General features: G+C 65.0%; 17 protein-coding genes. 5 read left to right on the forward strand and 12 right to left on the reverse strand.

Translation table 11 applies throughout. The features are described 5' to 3' along the window. Positions 1-95: 95 nt before the first annotated feature. Entirely contained in the window at positions 96-983 is an 888-nt protein-coding gene (locus J7655_RS03895) for a PA4780 family RIO1-like protein kinase (protein WP_230926658.1), read from the forward strand. Between the two features lie 85 nt (positions 984-1,068). Here the strand turns inward: J7655_RS03895 and cueR are convergent, their stop codons facing one another. The 3 genes from cueR to J7655_RS03910 all read right to left on the reverse strand — a co-directional run bounded on the left by cueR (position 1,069) and on the right by J7655_RS03910 (position 4,324). Continuing rightward, positions 1,069-1,500: a Cu(I)-responsive transcriptional regulator gene (gene cueR / locus J7655_RS03900; protein ID WP_230926659.1), complete on the reverse strand. Its 432-nt coding sequence runs from the start codon at positions 1,498-1,500 to the stop codon at positions 1,069-1,071. Continuing rightward, a complete protein-coding gene (locus J7655_RS03905; protein ID WP_230926660.1) occupies positions 1,497-3,866 on the reverse strand; it encodes a heavy metal translocating P-type ATPase in 2,370 nt (789 codons plus the stop codon). The genes cueR and J7655_RS03905 overlap by 4 nt, the downstream gene beginning before the upstream one ends. A 65-nt stretch (positions 3,867-3,931) precedes the next feature. Continuing rightward, the gene (locus J7655_RS03910; protein WP_230926661.1) at positions 3,932-4,324 is read right to left on the reverse strand and encodes a hypothetical protein; all 393 of its coding nucleotides are present in this window, start codon (positions 4,322-4,324) and stop codon (positions 3,932-3,934) included. A gap of 113 nt (positions 4,325-4,437) precedes the next feature. Here J7655_RS03910 and J7655_RS03915 point away from each other — a divergent pair, with 113 nt between their 5' ends. Beyond that, complete coding sequence (locus tag J7655_RS03915) at positions 4,438-4,635, forward strand: heavy-metal-associated domain-containing protein (protein ID WP_147812383.1); 198 nt, start codon at positions 4,438-4,440, stop codon at positions 4,633-4,635. Positions 4,636-4,643: 8 nt separating this feature from the next. Here the strand turns inward: J7655_RS03915 and J7655_RS03920 are convergent, their stop codons facing one another. Next, on the reverse strand, positions 4,644-5,276 hold the full coding sequence (locus tag J7655_RS03920; RefSeq protein WP_147812382.1) for a TetR family transcriptional regulator: 633 nt from the start codon (positions 5,274-5,276) through the stop codon (positions 4,644-4,646). A 217-nt stretch (positions 5,277-5,493) separates the two neighbouring features. Here J7655_RS03920 and J7655_RS03925 point away from each other — a divergent pair, with 217 nt between their 5' ends. Then, positions 5,494-6,663, forward strand: a complete 1,170-nt coding sequence (locus J7655_RS03925; RefSeq protein ID WP_230926662.1) for a Bcr/CflA family multidrug efflux MFS transporter — start codon at positions 5,494-5,496, stop codon at positions 6,661-6,663. Between the two features lie 6 nt (positions 6,664-6,669). On the opposite strand, the gene J7655_RS03930 is transcribed toward J7655_RS03925, so the two are convergent. Beyond that, positions 6,670-7,104 (reverse strand): DUF411 domain-containing protein, encoded by a 435-nt coding sequence (locus J7655_RS03930; protein ID WP_230926663.1) that lies wholly within the window; start codon positions 7,102-7,104, stop codon positions 6,670-6,672. A gap of 125 nt (positions 7,105-7,229) precedes the next feature. On the opposite strand from J7655_RS03930, the gene J7655_RS03935 reads away from it, so the two are divergent. Continuing rightward, positions 7,230-7,613 (forward strand): DUF4345 family protein, encoded by a 384-nt coding sequence (locus J7655_RS03935; protein WP_230926664.1) that lies wholly within the window; start codon positions 7,230-7,232, stop codon positions 7,611-7,613. 74 nt (positions 7,614-7,687) lie between these two features. Here the strand turns inward: J7655_RS03935 and trmA are convergent, their stop codons facing one another. The 3 genes from trmA to ada all read right to left on the reverse strand — a co-directional run bounded on the left by trmA (position 7,688) and on the right by ada (position 11,626). After that, positions 7,688-8,776, reverse strand: a complete 1,089-nt coding sequence (gene trmA, locus J7655_RS03940; protein WP_230926665.1) for a tRNA (uridine(54)-C5)-methyltransferase TrmA — start codon at positions 8,774-8,776, stop codon at positions 7,688-7,690. A gap of 299 nt (positions 8,777-9,075) precedes the next feature. Then, positions 9,076-10,368 (reverse strand): NCS2 family permease, encoded by a 1,293-nt coding sequence (locus J7655_RS03945; protein WP_230926666.1) that lies wholly within the window; start codon positions 10,366-10,368, stop codon positions 9,076-9,078. A 229-nt stretch (positions 10,369-10,597) separates the two neighbouring features. Continuing rightward, the gene (gene ada, locus J7655_RS03950) at positions 10,598-11,626 is read right to left on the reverse strand and encodes a bifunctional DNA-binding transcriptional regulator/O6-methylguanine-DNA methyltransferase Ada (RefSeq protein WP_230926667.1); all 1,029 of its coding nucleotides are present in this window, start codon (positions 11,624-11,626) and stop codon (positions 10,598-10,600) included. 172 nt (positions 11,627-11,798) lie between these two features. Here ada and J7655_RS03955 point away from each other — a divergent pair, with 172 nt between their 5' ends. Continuing rightward, on the forward strand, positions 11,799-12,971 hold the full coding sequence (locus J7655_RS03955; protein ID WP_230927661.1) for an HD domain-containing phosphohydrolase: 1,173 nt from the start codon (positions 11,799-11,801) through the stop codon (positions 12,969-12,971). Positions 12,972-13,228: 257 nt separating this feature from the next. On the opposite strand, the gene J7655_RS03960 is transcribed toward J7655_RS03955, so the two are convergent. The 4 genes from J7655_RS03960 to J7655_RS03975 all read right to left on the reverse strand — a co-directional run bounded on the left by J7655_RS03960 (position 13,229) and on the right by J7655_RS03975 (position 17,215). After that, positions 13,229-14,200 (reverse strand): peptide ABC transporter ATP-binding protein, encoded by a 972-nt coding sequence (locus J7655_RS03960; RefSeq protein ID WP_230926668.1) that lies wholly within the window; start codon positions 14,198-14,200, stop codon positions 13,229-13,231. Then, on the reverse strand, positions 14,200-15,174 hold the full coding sequence (locus tag J7655_RS03965) for an ABC transporter ATP-binding protein (RefSeq protein WP_230926669.1): 975 nt from the start codon (positions 15,172-15,174) through the stop codon (positions 14,200-14,202). Before J7655_RS03965 ends, J7655_RS03960 begins: the two co-directional genes overlap by 1 nt. 10 nt (positions 15,175-15,184) lie before the next feature. Next, positions 15,185-16,087 carry an ABC transporter permease subunit gene (locus tag J7655_RS03970; protein WP_230926670.1) on the reverse strand — a complete coding sequence of 301 codons (903 nt, stop codon included), beginning with the start codon at positions 16,085-16,087 and terminating at the stop codon, positions 15,185-15,187. A 117-nt stretch (positions 16,088-16,204) separates the two neighbouring features. Then, positions 16,205-17,215, reverse strand: coding sequence for an ABC transporter permease subunit (locus J7655_RS03975; RefSeq protein ID WP_230926671.1), 1,011 nt, complete (start codon positions 17,213-17,215; stop codon positions 16,205-16,207).

Genomic DNA, 17,215 nt, shown 5'->3' on the forward strand with positions numbered 1-17,215 from the left:
CGGCATCTGCCTCGGGAGCCTTTGAACAGGTGTCTGGCTGTGCGAGGATGCACAGCAATATTCCCTTGGCCAGACAGGATCCGTGATCCACACCGATGAAGACGCCCAAACGTATTGAACCCCTGGTCGAAGACGGCCTGGTGGATGAGGTGCTGCGACCACTGATGAGCGGTAAGGAAGCAGCGGTCTATGTGGTGCGCTGTGGCGATGAATTGCGCTGCGCCAAGGTCTACAAGGAAGCCAACAAACGCAGCTTCCGCCAGGCTTCCGAATACCAGGAAGGCCGCAAGGTACGCGGCAGTCGCCAGGCGCGGGCCATGGCCAAGGGCAGCAAGTACGGGCGCAAGGAACAGGAAAGCGCCTGGCAGAATGCCGAGGTCGCTGCGTTGTTCCGTTTGGCCAATGCCGGCGTGCGAGTGCCCAAACCCTACGACTTTCTCGACGGCGTACTGCTGATGGAGCTGGTGGGCGACGGCGAGGGCGATGTTGCGCCACGGCTCAATGACGTCGACCTGCACCCGGACGATGCCCGTGAGTTCCACGCCTTCATGATCCAGGAGATCGTCAAGATGCTCTGCGCCGGCCTGGTGCACGGCGATCTGTCGGAATTCAACGTGCTGCTCGGCCCTGAAGGCCCGGTGATCATCGACCTGCCGCAAGCCGTGGACGCTGCTGCCAACAACCACGCCTTCAGCATGCTCGAACGCGACGTGCGCAACATGGCCGAATACTTCGGCCAGTTCGCCCCGGAGCTGAGATACACCAAGTATGCCAAGGAAATGTGGGCACTCTACGAGGCCGGCAAGCTGACGCCGGACACGCAGCTGACTGGCGAGTTCGCCGAACCGGAAGACGCCGCCGATATCGATGCGGTGATGCGCGAAATCAAGGCTGCACTGGCTGAGGAAGCAAAGAAACAGGCGCTGCTCAACGCCGAAGACGAACCCAAGGACGCCGAACCGATCCCGCCCTGGATGCGCTGAGCTGCGATTATCGGGGGCTGCGCCTTGCCGTAGCCCGGATGAAATCCGGGGCGGTTTTCGCAGCCTCCCCCGGAGTGCATCCGGGCTACACGGAGCCTCCATGCGCGCATTTCGATGCGCCGCAGCTCACGCTCTGCTCGATGCCTTTGAGGATCGGGCAGTCTGGCCGGTCGTTGCCCTGACAACTGTTCGCCAGCTCCACCAGCGTATCGCGCAAGGCCGTCATCTCGGCAATCTTGCGCTCCAATTCGGCGATGTGCTCTTCGGCCAGTGCTTTTACATCAGCACTGGCGCGCTGCTTGTCCTGCCATAAGGCCAGCAGCTTGCCGACTTGCTCCAAAGAAAACCCCAGATCCCGCGCGCGCCTGATGAACGCCAGACGATGCAGATCATCCGTGTTGTACTGCCGATAACCACTCTCCGACCGCCCGGCATGGGGCAGCAGGTCGATGGACTCGTAATAACGAATCATCTTGGCGCTGAGGCCGGTGTGCTTGGCAGCTTGGCCGATGTTCATGCGCGTGGCCTCCAGCGATTGAGCAGCAGGGCATTGCTCACCACGCTGACGCTGGACAGGGCCATGGCGGCGCCGGCGAACATCGGGTTGAGCAGGCCGGCGGCGGCCAGCGGGATCCCAATCAGGTTGTAGATGAAGGCCCAGAACAGGTTCTGGCGAATCTTGGCGTAGGTGCGCCGGCTGATATCCAGTGCTGCCGGCACCAGACGCGGGTCGCCGCGCATCAGGGTGATGCCGGCCGCGTGCATGGCGGCATCTGTGCCGCCGCCCATGGCGATGCCAACGTCCGCGGCAGCCAGCGCTGGCGCGTCGTTGATGCCGTCGCCCACCATGGCCACGGTGCCCTGCTTGCGCAGTTCGCCAACCAGGCGGGCCTTGTCGGCCGGCAGTACCTGCGCGTGAGGTTGGTCGATGCCCAGTACGCTGGCGACTGCTGCCACGCTGCCCTGGTTGTCGCCACTGATCAGGTGGCTGGTGATGCCCTGTGCACGCAGTTCGGTGATGGCGTCGGCCGCACCTTCCTTGAGCTGATCACCGAATGCCAGCAGGCCGAGCAGGCGAGGGGCGTCACCGGTTTCGATCAGCCAGGACAGGGTACGGCCCTCGGCCTCCCAGGTGCGGGCGGATTCGGCCAGATCCCCCGCCTGCAATTGGTTTTCTTCCAATAGGCGGCTGCTGCCCAGTTGCAGGCTACGACCCTCGACACTGCCAGCTATCCCCCGACCGGCCAGCGCGCGACTGTCGCTCAGTGCTGGCAGGGCAATGTGCTGGTCGGCGCAGCGCTGCAATACGGCCTTGGCCAGCGGGTGCTCGCTGCCCTGCTGCAGGCCGCCGGCCAGGCGCAGCAATTCGTCCTCGCTGGCCTCGCCCAGGCCAATATGGACGATGCGCGGTTTGCCTTCGGTAAGGGTGCCGGTCTTGTCGAACGCGATGTGCTGCACGGCATGCGCCACTTCCAGCGCTTCGGCGTCCTTGATCAGGATGCCATGGCGTGCGGCGACGCCAGTGCCGGCCATGATCGCGGTCGGTGTGGCCAGACCAAGGGCGCAGGGGCAGGCAATCACCAGTACGGCGACGGCGTTGAGCAGGGCGTTTTCCAAGGATGCGCCGAGCGCCAGCCAGCCCAGCAGTGTGGCCAGTGCGATGAGCAGTACGGCGGGGACGAACACCTGGCTGACCTTGTCTACCAGCTTCTGGATCGGCGCCTTGGCTGCCTGGGCATCCTCGACCAGACGGATGATGCGTGACAGTACGGTCTCGGCACCCAGGGCGGTAGTCTCGACCAGCAGGCGGCCTTCGCCGTTGATGGCGCCAGCGGTGACCTTATCGCCGGGCTGCTTGGCCACCGGCAGGCTCTCACCGCTGATCAGCGCTTCGTCGGCGTGGCTGTGGCCTTCGAGCACCTGACCGTCGACCGGGAAGCGTTCACCAGGCTTGACCACAATGCAGTCGCCCAGCGCCAGGGCGTCGATGCCGACGCGCTCCTCGCGGCCGTCGACGAGGCGCACCGCGTGGTCCGGGCGCAGTGCCTGCAGAGCACGAATGGCGCTGGTGGTCTGGCGTTTGGCGCGGCTTTCCAGGTACTTGCCGAGGAGGATCAGGCTGATGATCACGGCCGAGGCTTCGAAGTACAGATGCGGCATCTGCCCGGCTGGTGTCGTGGCCCATTGGTACAGGCTCAGGCCGTAACCGGCGCTGGTGCCTATGGCCACCAGTTGATCCATGTTGCCGGCACGGGCCTTCAGCGCCTGCCAGGCGGCGCGGTAGAAGCGTGCGCCGAAGATGAACTGCACCGGCGTGGCGAGCAGACACTGCGCCCAGGCCGGCAACATCCAGTGCAGGCCGAAGGGCTCGACCAGCATCGGCAGCACCAGTGGCAGGGTTAGGGCGATGGCCATCAGCAGGGTCAGACGTTCACGGTACAAGCGACGCTGGGCCTGATCGTTCGCTGGACGTTCGCCGAGCAGCTGTGCCCGGTAGCCGGCGGCCGTGACGGCTTTCACCGCCTGCTGTGGGTCGAACCCGGCGAGTACCTGCAGGCGCGCCTTCTCGTCGGCGAGGTTGACGGCGACCTGGCTGACACCCGGCAGTTTGCTCAGCGCGCGCTCGATACGGCCGACGCAACTGGCGCAGGTCATGCCCTCGATGCTCACTTCCAGGGGCTGGCTGGGTACGCTGTAGCCGGCACCTTCGATGGTGGCGATCAGCTGCGGAAGGCTCCCGGCAGGCGCTTCGATGCGTGCCTGCTCATTGGCCAGGTTGACGCTGACACTGTTCACCTGCGGCAATTTGCCCAGCGCGCGCTCGACACGACCGGCGCAACTGGCGCAGGTCATCCCCTGAATCGGCAGGTCGTAGGTGATCATGGCAGGCTCTCTAATGGCAGGCATGGCGACAGGATCAACCTTGACCCCATGGCAAGGTCAAGCCTTCAGTTCAGCGCAGGCGCTGCGTGCAGGCGCAGACCGTCGCTGCCCATGGCGATGCGGTATCGGCGTACTTCGCCGGCCAGCAGCTCCAGTGACTGCCCGGTGAGCTGGGTGATGCCGTCCTGGCAGCGGCCGCTGCCAGTCAGGCCCAGGCGTAACGACACCTTGCCTGGCGGCAGGTTGAAGGACACCGACTGGCCCTGATGCAGGCGTGCGGCCATCTGGTCATGCAGGTACAGCGCGACCTCGCAGGTGGTGGCCACCTCCAGGCGTTCGCGTGAGACGATCAGCACCGCGTAGCCTTCACCCTGGCTGGTCGAGGGCAGTGGTGCCAGCGATTCGGCCTGAGCCAGGGGCGCCAACAGCAGGGCAAGAGCGATACGGAGTGGGCGCATGGCGAGGGTCCTCATGGGCAAACCAGGCGAATGACAGGCGGTAAGGGCTTGACCTTGCCATCGTGGCAAGGTCAAGACTACACCCATCATCCCGTCTTTCAAGGAGTGTGCACATGCAGCAGTTCAAGGTCAGTGGAATGTCGTGCGGCCATTGCGTACGCGCCGTGACTCAGGCGATCCAGGCGCTGGATCAGGCGGCCAGGGTCGAAGTCGATCTGGCCGCAGGGCGGGTATCTGTCGAAAGCGTCCTGGATGCTGCGCAGATACAGGCGGCGATCCGTGAGGAGGGGTATGAGGTTGCGCCTGTCTAACCGTAGCGCTACGACTCGACCCAGGGCCATTGCTTCAGCAGGCCGCGAAAGCAGCTGTCGATCATGGCCGGCGTGTCGGTTTGCGCGTCGAACAGATGGGGATCACGCAGCCAGTCGCTGAACAGGCCGACGAGCAACGCATGCAACGTACGAGAGGCCAGGCGCGGGCTGATACCTGCTTGCAGGTAGGGTTGCACCGTGGGCAAGGCGAACTGCTGTTCGCACAGGTCGATGAATTGATTGACGAAGGTCTCGTGCCGTTCCTCGGCCTCGCGCAGCTCTTCGGTGAACTCGCAACGGCGCAGCAGCACGGTGAGGATGCGCCGGCGCTGCTCGTCCAGTACCAGGTTGGCCATGGCCTCGATGCACAGGTCGCGCAGCAGTTGCAGCGATGACAGGCCATCGGCGGCTGCCAGTCGCTCGGCCAGGGGTTCCAGCGGCAGGCGTACCTGATTGAGCATTTCGTGGAACAGGTGGGCCTTGTTCTGGAAGTGCCAGTAAACCGCGCCGCGCGTCACACCGGCATGCCGGGCAATATGCTCCAGGCTGGTGTGGGCGACCCCGCGTTCGAGGAACAGCTGTTCGGCTGCCGCGAGGATGGCGTGGCGGGTTTTCTCCGCGTCTTCTTTGGTTCTGCGCATGGTGATCCGGGTGTTGAAACTGGGCTCAGAGGCTGCCGAGTTTACCGACTTTGTCCCGCTTGCTGGTGGCTACCCTGTTTTACCGGCGCGATGTCCCCGAGCCGGAGCCGCAAGACTTTGGCGGAATCGCAGGTACAGTGCGTTGCACTGGCTGGCCTTTCGTGGGCGGCGCGAACAGTGAGATGATTAGCCAGCTAACAAATGGCCCGGAATGCTCATGAACCTGCGTACCCTTCTGATTCTTGGCGCGCTGTGCGCCTTTGGCCCGCTGGCCATCGATTTCTATCTCCCGAGCTTCCCGGCTCTGGCGCAGCAGTTCGCCACCGACGTCGAGCATGTGCAGCTGTCGCTGGCGGCCTATTTCGTCGGCATCGCCATCGGCCAGTTGTTCTATGGCCCGCTGGCCGACCGCTTCGGTCGGCGTGTGCCGTTGCTGGTAGGCGTGACACTGTTCACGGCGGCATCGCTGGCCTGTGCGCTGGCGCCGAGCCTGGAATGGCTGATCGTGGCGCGTTTCGTTCAGGCGCTGGGTGGCTGCGCCGGGATGGTGATCACCCGTGCGGTGGTGCGTGATCTGTGCGATCCGTTGGCCTCTGCCAAGGTCTTTTCGCAATTGGTGCTGGTGATGGGCCTGGCGCCGATCCTGGCGCCTCTGGGAGGCGGCCTGTTGCTCAATACCCTGGGCTGGCCATGGATATTTCACAGCCTGGCGATTTTCTCCGGGCTGTGTCTGCTGGCCGTGATGTTCGGGCTGCCGGAGACGCGCCCGCAGCATCTGCAGCCGGCACCGCTGAGTGGGGCTTTCGGCCAGTACCGCGCCTTGCTCGGCAATGCTCCGTTCATGGGCTACAGCCTGGTTGGCGGTGTCGCCATGGCCGGGATGTTCGCCTACATCGCCGGCTCGCCCTTCGTGTTCATCGAACTGTACGGCGTGCCGGCCGAGCACTACGGCTGGCTGTTCGGCACCAATGCGGCGGGCTTCGTGATCATGGCGCAGGTCAATGCGCGCCTGGTGCGGCGCGGTGGCCCGGTGCTGTGGTTGCAGCGCATGGTCCTGGTGTATCTGCTCAGCGCCCTGAGCCTGCTGGTGCTGGCCTGGATGCAGCCAGCTCAACTGTGGCCGCTGATGGTTCCGTTGTTCATCTGCGTGGCCTGTCTGGGCTGCGTGCTGCCCAATGCCACGGCCTGCGCCATGGCCGGGCAGGGGCGTCATGCCGGCAGTGCCTCGGGGCTGCTGGGCAGCATGCAATTCAGCGTGGCGGCCAGCGCCTCGGCGCTGGTGGCTTGGCTGCATGATGGTTCGGCAGTACCCATGGCGCTGGTGATTGCCCTGTGCGGCGCCGGTGCCTGTGCCATGGTCTGGTGGTGCAGGCGTTTCGTGGTCTGAGTCGCGTCAGTTGCCAGGGTAGTCGCTGAGCACGACATCCTGCTGCTGCTTGTCCAGACCAATCACCTGATAGGGATCGACACGGTCGCCGTATTCCATGCCCGGCGAGCCCATGGGCATGCCGGGTACGGCGGCGCCAATCAGGTCGACACGCTCGCGCAGCTTGAGAATGTCAGCAGCCGGGACGTGGCCTTCGACGAACTTGCCGTCGATCACCCCGGTGTGGCACGAAGCCAGACGCGGCGGCACGCCCAGTCGTTGTTTGACGGCACGCATATCGGTCTCGACGTGATCGTTGACGGTGAAACCGTTGTCCTGCAAGTGACTGATCCAGTCCTTGCAGCAGCCGCAGTTGGCATCGCGGTGAACATCGATGCTCGGGGGCTCGCTGGCATTGGCCAGGCTGGTGAAGAGGCAGAGGGCGAGCAGGGAACGACGCATGGCAGGCTCCGGATGATTGAGTGCTGAGCATAGCGCCGCTACCGGCACGGCCCAAGTGCCTGCGACTATGCGTCGCGATCAGGTACGCCTATGCTGGCCATGCCTTGATGATCAGGAATCTGCCGATGCTGTTTGCCCGAATCATCCTGTCGATCCAGATCGTGGCCCTGACTGCGCTGGGGCTGGCGTATTTCATCCGTCCCGAGGAAATGGCCAGCTTCAGCGGCGCACTGCTGATGGGCAGCGCTGCTGTCACGGAAGTGCGTGCCTATTACGGAGGGCTGCAACTGGGGCTTGCAGCCTACCTGGCGATGGCGCTGCTGCGTCTGGATCTGTTGCGCCCGGCGCTGCTTCTGCTGGTGTTGCTGTACAGCGTGCTGGCGCTGGCACGCTTCGCCGGGCTGTGGCTGGATGGCGGCGCGCAGCAGACCTTCAATCTCTACGCGCTGCTGCTCGAGGTGCTCTCGGCCGCTTTGGCCTGGTGGGCGTTGCGCGGCGTGTCACACTGAGCTGTAGCCCGGATGCAATCCGGGAACTGGGCAGCAGGCAAACCCCGGATTGCATCCGGGCTACGAGGGACGGCTCAGCGCCGTTCTAGCAGCACACCCGCTTCCATATGGTGGGTGTAGGGGAACTGGTCGAACAGTGCGCTGCGCGTCACCTTGTGGGTGTCGCTGAGCTGGGCGATGTTGGCGGCCAGGGTTTCCGGGTTGCAGGAGATGTACAGGATGCGCTGGAAACGTCGGGTCAACTCGCAGGTGTCCGGGTCCATGCCCGCGCGCGGCGGGTCGACGAATACGCTGCCGAAGTCATAGCTTTTCAGGTCAATGCCGGCCAGGCGGCGGAATGGGCGCACCTCGTTCAGTGCCTGGGTCAGTTCCTCGGCGGACAGGCGCACCAGTTCGACGTTGTTCACGCCGTTGTCAGCCAGGTTGGCCAGGGCGGCGTTGACCGAGGTCTTGCTGATCTCGGTGGCGAGCACCTTGCGTACGCGGGTGGCCAGCGGCAGGGTGAAGTTACCGTTGCCGCAGTACAGCTCCAGCAGATCGTCGTCGCGCTTGCCGAGTACGTCATGGGCCCAGCCCAGCATCTTCTCGCAGACCCGACCGTTGGGCTGAGTGAAGGCGCCTTCCGGTTGGCGATAGCGGAACGTGCGTCCGGCTACGCTCAGTGCCTCTTCCACGTAGTCACGACCGATCACCAGGCGCTGACCGCGAGAGCGTCCCACCAGGCTGACGTTCAGTTCGGCGGCCAGTTTCTCCGCCTCGGCCTGCCAGGCTTCGTCCAGCGGGCGGTGGTAGGCCAGGGTGATCAAGGCATCGCCGGCCAGGGTGGTGAGAAACTCGACTTGGAACAGCTTGAACGACAGCGCCTCGCTGGCCTGCCAGGCGGCACGTAGGCGCGGCATCAGTTCATTGATACGCAGGCTGGCGATGGGGAAATCGTCGAGCAGGATCGGCGTGTGCTTGTCGCCTGGGGCGAACATCGCATAGTGGCGTTGGCCATCCTCACGCCACAGGCGAAATTCGGCGCGCATGCGGTAGTGCTCGCGTGGCGAGTCGAATATCTCCGGCTCCGGCGCGGCGAAGGGCGCCAGCAGTTCGACCAGGCGGGCCTTCTTCTCGGCGAGTTGGGCGTCGTAGGTGGCGGGGTCGAATGCGGGGCGGCTCATCGGTCACTCATGCGGGCAGGAAAACGGGGCGCCATTGTAGCGGAGGCGATGCTGCCGTGCCCGGCTGGCGATGATTGGTGTGCGGGACGCGGAGCGTCCGGGGAGGCGTTCCCACGCGGAGCGTGGGAACGATCATGACTCAGGCCGCGTAGGGTGGGCTTTAGCCCACCGATAACACTTCAGGTCGTAGAGTGGATGACGCTTTTTCATCCACCGGTTGTGTGCCCGGAGAGAAGGTATTGGTGGACACGAAAAGCGATGTCCACCCTACACCTATTGCCGCCTACCTTGTGTGCTGATCAGGCGAAGTAGGCCAGCTTGACGATGAACAGCGCCGAGAGCACCCACATCGCCGGGTTCAGCTCGCGCCAGCGGCCGGCCAGTACCTTGACCGCCGTCCAGGCGATGAAGCCGAAGGCGATGCCGTTGGCGATGGAGAAGGTCAGCGGCATGGCCAGGGCAGCGACCACCACCGGGGCGGCGACGGTGAGGTCGTCCCAGTCGATCTGCGCCAGGCTGCTCATCATCAGTACGGCGACGAACAGCAGCGCCGGGGCGGTGGCGTAGGCCGGCACCGAGCCGGCCAGCGGGGCGAAGAACAGGCTGAGCAGAAACAGCGCGGCGACCACGCAGGCGGTCAGGCCGGTACGCCCGCCGGCGCTGATGCCAGCCGCCGATTCGATGTAGCTGGTTGTGGTGCTGGTGCCCAACGCGGCACCGGCCATGGTCGCGGTGCTGTCGGCCAGCAGAGCGCGGCCCAGGCGCGGCATCTTGCCGTCCTTGTCCAGCAGGTCAGCCTTTTGCGCCACGCCGACCAGGGTGCCGGCCGTGTCGAACAGGTCGACGAAGAGGAAGGCGAAGATCACGCTGATCAGGCCGATATCCAGTGCGCCGGCGATATCCAGCTGTAACAGGGTCGGCATCAGCGACGGTGGCATCGAGACCACGCTCGGCATTTCCGACAGGCCCAGGGCGATGGACAGGCCGGTGACCAGCAGAATGCCGATCATCACGGCGCCGGTGACCTTGCGATAGGCCAGCGCGGCGATGACGAAAAAGCCCAGGCAGGCCAGCAGCGCGCCGCCGGTGCTCAGGTCGCCGAGGCCGACCAGGGTGGCCGGGTTATCCACCACGATGCCGGCGTTCTTCAGCGCGATGATCGCCAGGAACAGGCCGATACCGGCGGCGATACCGGCGCGCAGGGCCAATGGGATGCTGTTGATGATCCACTCGCGGATCTTGAAGATCGACAGCAGGAAGAAGATCGCGCCGGAGAGGAACACCGCGCCCAGGGCGGTCTGCCAGCTGTAGCCCATGGTCATCACCACGGTGTAGGTGAAGAAGGCGTTGAGGCCCATGCCCGGCGCCAGGGCGATCGGGTAGTTGGCCAACAGGCCCATCACCAGCGAGCCGATGGCGGCGGCCAGGCAGGTGGCGACGAACACCGCGCCATGATCCATACCCGTCTCGGCCAGCATGTTGGGGTTGACGAAGAGGATGTAGGCCATGGTCAGGAAAGTGGTGACCCCGGCCAGAACCTCGGTGCGCACCGTGGTGTTGTGGGCGTTGAGTTGGAACAGTCTTTCCAGCATGGTGGCTCCCCCGAGGCGCGAACGCGCCGAAATTGGTCTGCAGAAAGCAAAGCACATTCGTCCGCATGAGCTGGAAAAATGGCTCGATTTCGCAAAAGCCGCGCATCATACCAGCAAGGTTTTGCCGGGTGAATTTATGGTCTTTTCGGCCTTTTCATGACCGGGTAGACAGTTTTGCCCTGGCTGTGTCGGGCATGTCGCTACGAGCAGGCCAGGGCACCTGACGGGCTCAGTGATCCTCGCTTTCGCGCGCCAGTAACTGCTGCTTGCGCTGCAGCCCCCAGCGATAGCCACTGAGGCTTCCATCACGGGCCACCACGCGGTGGCACGGCAGCAGCAGGGCGATGGCATTGCTGGCGCAGGCGCGCGCCACCGCACGCGGGTGGCTGTGCAGTTGCTCGGCCAGTTCGGCATAGCTGCGCGTCTCTGCGCAGGGAATATTCTGCAGCGCTTGCCAGACGCGCAGCTGAAACGCCGTGCCGCGTCTGTCCAGTGGCAGATGGGCAGCGCGCTGCGGTTCTGCGAGTTGCTCCAGCACCTGCTGCAGCCAGTCACGCAGGCCTGCGGCATCCTCTTCGAGCTGTGCTGCGGCAAAGCGCTGCTGCAGCTCTTCGCGTAGGGCCATTGGCTCAGCGCCGAACAGCAGCGCACAAACGCCCTTGTCGCTGGCGGCCAGCAGCACCTGGCCGAGTGGGCAGGGGGCAATGGTATAGCGCAGGCGTTCCCCAGCGCCCTGCTGGCGGCGGCGGGCCGGGCTCATGGCCTGTGGCTGGGCATAGAGGGCGCGGGTGCCGCCATAGCCGGCGACCAGCGCTGCGTCGAGCACGCTGGCTGCCTGTGGCAGATGGGTTTCCAGGCGTTGCCGGCGCAGGGCGGCGGCCCAGGCATTGGGCGTCATGCCCGTGCGCGCCTTGAATGCACGGGCCAGGTGCGAGGCTGACAGACCGATGCGTGCCGCCAGCTGGGGCAGGGTCAGGCGTTGTTCGCCGCTGAGCAGGTCACAGGCTGCGGCGACCAGCGCATCGAGCTGCTGCGCCGGGCTCTGGCCTTGCGGCGAGCAGCGTTTGCACGGGCGAAAGCCGGCTGTCTCGGCGCTGGCTGCGTCAAGGTGAAAGCTGACGTTATCGCGCCGTGGTCGCCGCGCCGGGCAACTGGGCCGGCAATAGATACCCGTGCTGCCGACAGCGAAGACGAAACGCCCGTCGAACGCCGCGTCGCGCTCGCAGACGGCTTGCCAGCAGCGTGCCTGGTCGAGCATGAGGCGAACCTTTCTGGTGAGGATGACAGCACCGATTGTCGGTTGCGCCTGTCGAGCTGCCAATCCGTATTGCACTTTCAAACCCCGGATCGGGTCATTTGTCCGAGGGCCTGAGCATAAACAGCACTCAGCACCTTTAATGATGAGTAGGCAGATGCCGAAGGAGATCGCCATGCGCGGGATGCTCGATAGGCCGGAGCAGGAACTGATTCTGGTGGTGGACGATGCCGTGGATGCGCGCCAGCGCCTGGGGGCGCTGCTGGCTGATCGTTATCAGGTGAGCCTGGTTGGCAATGATGAGGCACTGCAGGCGGCCAGGGCGCAACCGCAACCGGATCTGATCCTGCTTGGCTGGCAGGATGACTATGCACTGTGCCGCAAGCTCTGCGGCGACCCTCAAACCCGTCATATCCCACTGATTCTGGTGACCGGGCGCAGCGATGTTGCCGACGAGCAACTGGGCTTCGACCTCGGCGCCGCCGACTACATCACCAAGCCGGTCAGCCCGCCCATCGTACTCGCCCGCGTGCGGGCGCAACTGCAGCTCAAGGCCGCTACCGACTACCTGCGTGACAAGAGCGAATACCTCGAACTCGAGGTCAAGCGGCGCACGCGCGATATCCAGCGCCTGCAGGATGTCACCATCGAGGCCATGGCCAGCGTTGCCGTGATGCGCGACAACCCGCGCAGCCGTCGTCTGGAACGTATCGAACGCTATATGACCTGCCTGGCTGCTGCGTTTGCACGGCAGCAGCCGGCCTTGTCAGCGTCGTTGAGCGGGACGCGTATTGCCCAGTTGGGCAAGTCGGCCAGGCTGCATGTGATCGACCGGCTGACCCTGCCTGATCGGGTGCTGCTCAGCCATGGCGAGCCGGACGAAAATGACCTGCGCCTGCTGCGCGAGGGTGTGATCGCTGGGCGGGATGCGCTCGAACGTGCCGAGCGCAAGCTGGGCAGCATCACCGACTTTCTCTCTGACGCCAAGGACATCGTCTACAGCCAGCATGAGCGCTGGGATGGTCAGGGCTATCCGCAGGGGCTGAGTGGTGAGCAGATTCCACTGTCGGCACGGCTGATGGCGCTGGTCGGATACTTCGAAGAGCTGACCTGTCAGCATGCCTATCTGCCGTCGATCAGCCCGGAACAGGCCGTTTCGCGGATCTGCGCCGCCAGCGGCACGCGCTTCGATCCCATGGTGGTGCTGGCTTTCGTCGAAGTGACGGCGGAGTTCCTGCAGATCGCCGCAACCCTGGCCGATGACGCTGCCGCCGTCGGTGTCGAGTTGCAGCGCCTGGAAGACTCGCTGGCAGAAAGCATCGAGCTGACCCTGCCGCCGGCGCCCTGACGTAGTGCCAGCTCGTGCAGGGTGCGCTATGCGCACCGCTGCACCGCGTCTGCCGTGCACGACCGATTCGGCCCACGGCACCCTAGTGTCGCGACACGAATGATCTGTCGCTGCCTTGAACCGTGGGGGGGCTTCAGCCGCGAGCGAATTTGAATGCGCTAAAAGCGTCGCGGCTAAAGCCCCTCCCACGAAGCCGGGCGCTGAACCGATACTCCATGTTGACGAGACGCTAGCGACCTGCGTGGCCATCGCAGGGGTCAGTCGGCGATGCGTTCGACATGATGGCAGGCCACCTGCCGTGCATCGATCAGGCGCAGTTCGGGGCGTTCGCCCCGGCAGCGTTCGTCGACATGCGGGCAGCGCTTGTGGAAGGCGCAGCCGGATGGCGGATTCAGCGGGTTGGGCAACTCACCGCTGATTTTCAGTCGAGGCTTGTCCGGATCAGGGTGAATCGCCGGTGTCGCTGACAGCAGGGCGCGGGTGTAGGGGTGCAGTGGGCGGGCGTAGAGCGCTGTGGCCGGGCCCATTTCCACCGGGCGCCCGAGGTACATCACCAACACGTCGTCGGCGACATGGCGCACCACCGCCAGGTTGTGCGAGATGAACACGTAGCCGGTGGCGAACTGCTCCTGCAGGTCCATGAACAGGTTGAGCACCTGCGCCTGGATCGACACGTCCAGCGCCGAGGTCGGCTCGTCTGCCACCAGCACCTTGGGCTGCAGCATCATGGCGCGGGCCAGGGCGATGCGCTGGCGCTGACCACCGGAGAACATGTGCGGGTAGCGCGCATAGTGTTCGGGGCGCAGCCCCACCTGCTGCATCATCGCCTGAACCCTGTCGCGGCGTTCGGCGCGCGACAGCTCGGTGTTGATCAGCAGCGGCTCGGCCAGTTGATCGCCGATCTTCTGCCGTGGGTTGAGTGAGGCGTAGGGGTTCTGGAACACCATCTGCACGTCGCGGCGCAACTGCTTGCGCTCGGCTTTGCTGGCGCCGGTTACCTCGCGCCCGGCGATCTGCAGGCTACCGGCGCTGGGTTCTTCGATCAGGGTCAGGGCGCGGGCCAGGGTCGACTTGCCGCAGCCGGACTCGCCGACCACCGCCAGGGTTTTGCCAGCCTGCAGACTGAAGGACACGCCATTGAGGGCCTGCACCGTGGCTGCCGGTTGGAACAGGCCACGCGAAACGCTGTAGTGACGGGTCAGCTCACGGGCTTGAAGTACGGTACTCATCAGGCCACCTCCGCCGTAGGGTGAAGAGGAAAAAAGCAGCGTGCGGCGCCACGGTCGTGTGCATCCAGCGCTGGCCGCTCGTCACGGCAACGTGGCTGCACATAGGGGCAGCGCGGCGACAGCAGGCAACCCAGTGGACGGTCATAGCGGCCCGGCACGATGCCCGGCAGGGTGGCCAGGCGGCTGGCGCCTGCGCTGTGTTCCGGGATGGCTTTGAGCAGCGCTTCGGTATAGGGATGGCTGGGGGCATCGAACAAGGTCGGCACCTGGCCCAGTTCCACCGCCTGGCCGGCGTACATCACGCACACGCGCTGAGCGGTTTCGGCGACCACGGCCAAATCGTGAGTGATCAGCACCAGGGCCATGCCCTGATCGCGCTGCAGATCCAGCAGCAGCTCCATGATCTGCGCCTGGATGGTCACGTCCAGCGCGGTGGTCGGCTCGTCGGCGATCAGCAGCTTGGGTTCGGCGGCAATCGCCATGGCGATCGCCACGCGCTGACTCATGCCGCCGGAAAGCTGGTGCGGGTAGGCATCGAGGCGGCTGGCAGCGCCAGGGATTTCCACCCGTTCCAGTAGTTCCAGGGCACGTACCCGCGCCGCCTTGCCCTTCAGACCAAGGTGCTGGCGCAGCACTTCCTCGATCTGGAAGCCCACGGTGTAGCTGGGGTTGAGCGCGGTCATCGGATCCTGAAAGACCATGGCCAGGTCTTTGCCGACGATATGCCGGCGCTGGCGGCCTTTCAGGCGCAGCATGTCGGTGCCGTCGAACTGCATGCAGTCGGCCTGGACGATACCGGGGGCATCGATCAGGCCCATCAGCGCCATCATGGTCACCGACTTGCCCGAACCGGACTCTCCGACGATGGCCAGCACTTCGCCCTTTTCCACGGACAGGTCGAGACCATCGACCACCGGCACGGCAGCGGCGCTGCCGAAGCGTACGCAGAGGTTGCGGATATTTAACAGGCTCATTGCTGGCTCCTCACTGCGCATTCTTGAGTTTCGGATCGAGCGCATCGCGCAGGCCGTCGCCCATCAGGTTGATCGCCAGCACGCTGAGCAGAATCGCCAGGCCGGGCAGCGTCACCACCCACCAGGCACGTTCGATGTAGTCGCGCGCCGAGGCCAGCATGGTGCCCCACTCGGGTGTCGGCGGCTGTACGCCGAGGCCGAGAAAGCCCAGCGCGGCGGCGTCGAGAATCGCCGAGGAAAAGCTCAGGGTAGCCTGCACGATCAACGGTGCCATGCAGTTGGGCAGCACGGTGATGAACATCAGTCGGGGCAGGCTGGCACCGGCCAGTTGCGCGGCAGTGACGTAGTCGCGGTTCAGCTCGCCCATCACCGCTGCGCGGGTCAGGCGCACGTAGGACGGCAGCGAGACGATGGCGATGGCGAAGATGGTGTTGATCAGCCCAGGGCCGAGGATGGCGACGATGGCTACCGCCAACAGCAGCGACGGCAACGCCAGCATGATGTCCATCAGGCGCATGATGCCGGGGCCGAGTAGGCGCGGGAAAAAGCCGGCGACCAGGCCCAGGAGGATGCCGGGAATCAGCGACAGCAGCACAGACGCCAGGCCGATCAGCAGCGACAGGCGTGCGCCAAAGATCAGGCGCGAAAGCAGGTCGCGGCCCAGCTCGTCGGTGCCGAGCAAAAATTGCCATTGGCCACCGTCCAGCCACACCGGCGGGGTGAGCAGGAAGTCGCGGTACTGCTCGCTCGGGTCATGTGGTGCGACCCAGGGGGCGAACAGCGCGCAGAACACCATCAGCAGCATGAACGCCAGGCCGGCGACCGCGCCCTTGTTATGGCTGAAGGCTTGCCAGAATTCCTTCAGCGGCGAGGGGTAGAGCAGGCTCTGATCGAGGCTGGTGGCTGCAGTCATGGGCGTGCCCCCTGGGTAGGGTGCGCTGTGCGCACCGATGGTTGGTCGCCGCTATTGGTGCGCACGGCCTGGGCGGCCCCGCGACACCCTAGGGTCTGTCGATTCATCACGCCTTCCTTACTTCTGATGGCGAATACGTGGATTGGCCAGGCCATAGAGGATGTCCACGATGAAGTTGACCAGGATCACCAGGCAGGCGATCAGCAGGATGCCGTTCTGCACCACCGGGTAGTCGCGGGCGCCGATGGCTTCGATCAGCCATTTGCCGATACCCGGCCAGGAGAAGATGGTTTCGGTCAGTACCGCGCCGGCCAGCAGGGCGCCGACCTGCAGGCCGAACACCGTCAGCACCGGGATCAGTGCGTTGCGCAGACCATGCACGAAGACCACGCGTGCCGGCGACAAACCCTTGGCCCGCGCGGTGCGGATGTAGTCCTCGCGCAGCACTTCGAGCATGGCCGAGCGAGTCATCCGCGCGATCACCGCCAGCGGGATGGTGCCGAGCACGACAGCCGGCAGGATCAGGTGGCGCAGGGCATCGGTGAAGGCGCCGGGCTCGTCGGCGAGCAAGGTGTCGATGAGCATGAAACCGGTCACCGGCGGAATGTCGTAGAGCAGGTCGATGCGCCCGGAGACCGGTGTCCAGCCCAGGCCCACCGAGAAGAACATGATCAGCAGCAGGCCCCACCAGAAGATCGGCATGGAATAGCCGGTCAGCGAGATGCCCATCACCCCGTGGTCGAACAGCGAACCACGCTTGAGGGCGGCGATTACCCCGGCGATCACGCCCAGGGTGCCGGCGAACAGCAGGGCAGCCAGTGCCAGTTCGACGGTGGCGGGAAACAGGGTGAGAAACTCTTTCCACACGCTTTCACGCGAGCGCAGTGACTCGCCCAGATTGCCGCTGGCGAGCTGACCGATGTAGTCGAAATACTGCGCATACAGGGGCTTGTTCAGCCCCAGGCGCTCCATGGCCTGAGCGTGCATTTCCGGGTCGACGCGGCGCTCGCCCATCATCACCTCCACCGGGTCACCGGGGATCAGGCGGATCAGCGCGAACGTCAGCAGGGTGACGCCGAAGAAGGTGGGGATCAACAGCCCCAGGCGTCTGGCGATGAAGGACAGCAT

This window comes from Pseudomonas wenzhouensis (assembly GCF_021029445.1).
In the GTDB taxonomy this organism is placed as follows: domain Bacteria; phylum Pseudomonadota; class Gammaproteobacteria; order Pseudomonadales; family Pseudomonadaceae; genus Aquipseudomonas; species Aquipseudomonas wenzhouensis.